The organism is Pedobacter sp. (assembly GCF_035566355.1).
In the GTDB taxonomy this organism is placed as follows: domain Bacteria; phylum Bacteroidota; class Bacteroidia; order Sphingobacteriales; family Sphingobacteriaceae; genus Pedobacter.
Window position 1 is genome coordinate 1 of sequence record NZ_DATMRL010000651.1, and the last position, 5,018, is coordinate 5,018.

The 5,018-nt window shown below is 41.4% G+C and carries 2 protein-coding genes; both read left to right on the top strand.

Going from position 1 to position 5,018, the window contains the following annotated elements; genetic code table 11:
- Positions 1–39: 39 nt before the first annotated feature.
- Complete coding sequence (locus VNZ46_RS25650; protein WP_325563928.1) at positions 40–2,520, top strand: glycosyl hydrolase family 95 catalytic domain-containing protein; 2,481 nt, start codon at positions 40–42, stop codon at positions 2,518–2,520.
- 427 nt (positions 2,521–2,947) lie between these two features.
- On the top strand, positions 2,948–5,018 hold a 2,071-nt coding region (locus VNZ46_RS25655; protein WP_325563930.1), incomplete at its 3' end, for a SusC/RagA family TonB-linked outer membrane protein.

Genomic DNA, 5,018 nt, shown 5'->3' on the forward strand with positions numbered 1-5,018 from the left:
GTATTTTTGATTCTAGTATTACACTAACCAAATCATTGTATGAAACCTGCCTCTTTTTTCCTTTCATTCTCTTTCCTTATGGTTTGCCTGATCTTTTCGCAGCCTGCTGCAGCACAATTACCGGGAGTAGAAGCTGCCAAAAAACATACATTAACTTATAATAAACCTGCGCCGGATTTCTTTGAAGGTGCCTTACTCGGAAATGGGGGGATGGGGGTAGTGGTTACCACCAGGCCAGACGCTGTAGTATTTTATTTTGGGCACAATAATGTGTGGGACATCAGGATTGCCGAACAGAACAAAGAAAAGCTGGGTACCTTCCGGGAGGTCTTTGATCGGGTAAAGCAGATACCAGCTGGGCTTAAAAATCTTACAGATGATCCCTGGTATGCCGCGTATAACCATATGGCATCAGCAAATTACAGTAAATCCTATCCCCGACCTTTTCCATGTGGATCTGTATTACTTGGATTTGACCGACGTAAATTGACGATGCTGGGGCATGAACTGGACATTTCAAACGGTTTGTGTAAAGTGAAATTTTTAACCAGTGATCACCAGAAAACTTTCCTGAACATATTTACAGACATGCATTCAGATCGCTTGTGGATGGACTATACAGATAGTTTGGGAAGATCTATCGATCATCCTTTTACCAGGGTTAAGATTATGCCTGATCCATCCACACCTAAAGAATTTCCAGCGTCTCAAAGCCTGGAGCATTTGGATCAGGGAATGCTTTCTTTCCGACAGGTATTGCCTGCGAATGAGCAAAATCCTTCATTGAAAGATCGTAAAGATAAAGCCTTTAAACTGGCAGTAAAACTCAAAGGTTCACTGCTTAAGAAGTCAAGAATCAACTGGAATGGAAATAGGGAAGAAATGGGCCTTCTGGAAGCTGGGTTTACCAATAATAAGGAATTTCTCCTGGCGATTTCTCTGGAAGAGGGGTTAGATGCTACGGTTTCAGTTGAAGATGAAAAAAATACCATTTCCAGAAAAAATAGGGCAGATGCTTTCGAGGCTAATGTGAATTCATGGAAAAGCTATTGGAGTAAATCTTCTGTACGGCTTGCCGACGATTTTTTGGAGCAGATTTGGTATCAGAATCTATATTTCTTTAACTGTGCGGCAAAAGATGGAGTGAGTTGCCCCGGTATTTTTGCCAACTGGAGCTATAATAACATTGGTACAGCCTGGCATGGTGATTATCATATGAATTACAATACGCAACAGCCTTTCTGGATGACTTTTTCAAGCAATCACCTGGAAAAAAATCTACCCTATGTAAATCTCGTTGAATCTCTGATGCCTGTTAGCCGCACATGGGCTAAAGACTATTATGGCTTACCTGGAATATATATACCACATTCCGCGTATCCGGTCGAGATGACCATGAATCCTTACCCTGTACCTGATTGGGGTTGGGAGGTAAGTGAGACCCCCTGGGCGATACAAGGACTGTGGTGGCACTATCTGTATTCAGGAGATCAGGATTTCTTGAAGAACAGGGCTTATCAGCCGATTAAAGAGGCGGTTCAATTTCTAACGGCCTATATGCAGAGAAAAGATGCGGTTGATCCAACCGGTTGGAAAGACCATAAATATCATATCTTCCCTACTGTGCCTCCTGAACTTTATGGTTTAAGACCTGGATTTAAGTATAATTATGACGGCATTGTTGATCTGACCCTCACTAAATTTGCTTTTGAGGCTTTTAAGAAGGCCACCGTCATTCTTGGAAAAACAAAAACTGAAAAGCAATTGCTGGCTCAAGTTGATGATATATTGGAGAACTATCCTGATTATCCCACTACGATGTCAAAGGATTATGGAAAAATATTTGTTTCTGTACCCGAAGAAAATGATCAGGTGGTTTACAACCTACCCAATTCCTTATTCACAGTGTTCCCGGGAGAAGATCACGGATTAGATACGGAGGGAGAAACTGCAAAAATTCTGCAGAATACCTATTGCAGCCAGCAGAATGAGGGCGGGAATGACCTTGTATTACTTAATTTACAAGCAGCAAGAATTGGCAAACTGGATCTGGAAACCTTTAAGAGACAGGTTAACTATTGCCTTCTTCCAAATGGTACGGCTACAGATCTTGTGATGCAGACTGGAGGACGCTATAATGATTATTCCGATTATAAATATATGGCGAAAATGGGTGTCTGGTTTGAGAATTTTGCTTTGCCTGCTGTGATTAATGAATGCCTTTTACAGGGATATAATAGAAAGATCAGGTTGTTTCCCAACTGGCCGAAAGAAAAAGATGCCTCTTTTACTTCGTTACGTACAGCGGGGGCATTCCTGGTTAGTGCGAGTTTAGAGAAAGGGAAGGTCAGTAAGGTCAGTGTATTTAGTGAACAAGGTAATGATCTCTGCCTGGTGGCACCATGGAATAAAGGCTATTATATCAGTAATAAGAGGGAAAATAAGAAAACCTTTTCTAATCCAAACATAGTTTTAAAGACTCAAAGAGGAGAAGATATCCATTTTTATCCTGAAGAGTAAAAATTATAATTAATCAGGATTCATCGTAATGCGCTAAGGCGGGCTGCTCATAATCAGCACCATCCTTAGCGTATTTATTATATATACTCTTTTTTATAAAAGCAATCGGTTGCAGTTTAGGGGTGTTTTTTATGAACGGTTTAATTGCTATCATTTGAGCCTCAATGCATCTCATTTGTGCCTTATTTATCCAAATAATGCAGATTTTCAATTTATAATATATTCAACCGATTGCAGGCCCCTGACAATCAATAGACTTCTGTTAACCATGCAAACAGATAAAAATTTATTTTTATTTTTGCAATCGATTGCATTTTTAAATAATAGTTTCTAAATTAGTTTTAAATAAGAGCGCGGCTTTAACCGGTCCGTGATTTTCTAACCAAATTATTTCTAACCTTTTATGAACCAAATTAGACGAAAGTTTATGAGAATAACACTCTACTCATCCAAAACGGTGATGGAGTTTAGTGGGTTTCATTTCAAAAGTGCATTTACTTTTGCAGTGGTAGCTATGCTAACACTCTGTTCCCTGTCGCTTCATGCGCAAAAGATTGCCGTTCGTGGTAAAGTTTTAGACGCTACCGGGGCACCCATCCCTGGTGTGACGATTAAAGTGAAAGGAACCACAGTTGGCACCATTACAGGTGCAAGTGGTGATTTTCAGTTATCTGCTGAGGGCAATTCCATTCTGCAGATTTCCTCTATCGGCTTTGTCAGTCAGGAACATCCAGTAAATAACCGTTCTGTAATCGCCATTACACTTTTGGCAGATTCCAAGAGTTTGCAAGATGTAGTCGTTGTGGGATATGGAACCCAACGCAAGGAAGCTGTCACGGGATCGGTTGCTTCTATTAGCGGGGCTAAGTTAAACGAAGTACCTTCTGCTAACATTTCGCAGGCTTTGCAGGGACGTGTAGCGGGTGTACAGTTAACACAGAGTTCAACCAAGCCGGGATCAACTATGCAGATCAGAATTCGCGGAACCCGTTCTATTAACGCAGAAAACGATCCTTTGATTGTGCTTGATGGTATTCCCTTTGGTGGAACGATCGCTGACATCAGTCCGGAAGATATTGTTAGCCTGGACATCCTTAAAGATGCTTCGGCAACGGCTATTTATGGCTCACGCGGAGCGAATGGAGTCATCCTGATCACCACTAAAAAAGGCAGTAAGGGGCAACAGGCGCAGATTAGCTACAGCGGCTACTACGGCATAAAGGATGTTATGAAATATCCGATGATGCAGGCCGATAAGTATATCGCTTTGCGAAAAAGAGCTGGGTTAAATATGAATCCAGGGGCAGATGAAGACATAAGCGGTGCAACAAATACAGATTGGCAAGATCTTTTTTACAGAACGGCCGCGGTGCAAAACCATGATGTAAGTGTTGTGGGCGGTTCTGAGAAGGGGAGTTATAAATTTGGAGCGGGTTACTATAAAGATGAAGCACCAATTCCTTTATCTCAATACCAGCGTTTCTCCTTCCGTACTTCTTTGGATCAGCAAATAGGCAAGTTGTTTCGTGTAGGCTTTACCTCTAATAATAACTACAGCATTACTGATGGTGCAAGCTTAGGCATGTACGGTTTGTTGAGTATGTCGCCTCTTGTGAACCCCTTTAATGCCGATGGAACAACAAAAAGGGTGGTGAGCATGCCCCAGGACAATCAATGGGTATATACAAAACAAACTTTAGGAAATCTGGGAGACAAATACATCAACAGAACTAAAGGCTTCGGATCGTACAATTCTGCCTATGGTGAAGTCAAAATTCCCGGTGTAGAAGGTTTGAAGTACCGCTTAAACCTTGGTGCTAATTATATTACAGGTAATACTGGAAGTTATACAGGTATAGGCGTTTTTAGTGCAGATGTAGCAAATCCAAATACTGCTTCTATCAGCAATTCGCAAACCACGCAATGGGCTATTGAAAATCTGGTGTCGTATGACAGAACTTTTGCAGAGAAGCATACCATTAACGCAGTAGCATTATATTCTTCAGAGCAAATCAGCTATAACAGTTCTGCAATTGCCAGAAGGAACCTTGCAGGCGACACTTTTCAATATTTTAATTTGGGTCAAACGTCCACCGGAAGTAATGACGATATTACTATAGATCCTAATAATCAATCGTATTGGGTAAGTGGATTGATGTCTTACATGGCACGTGTGATGTATTCTTACGATAACCGTTATATGTTGAGTGCCACTATTCGCAGCGATGCGTCGTCAAGATTGGCAGAGGGACACAAATGGAATAGTTATCCGGCTATTTCTGCTGGATGGAATATTCAAAAGGAATCCTTTATGAAAGATGTTAGCTGGGTAAACAACCTAAAACTTCGTGTGGGCTATGGCCAGACTTCCAATCAATCCGTAGCACCTTACGCTACACTCGGACGTTTGAGTGTAAGGCCTTATAACTTTGGGGCTTCAAATGCCAATGGTTATTATGTGACCGAACTGCCAAACGCCAATCTGGGATGGGAGTACT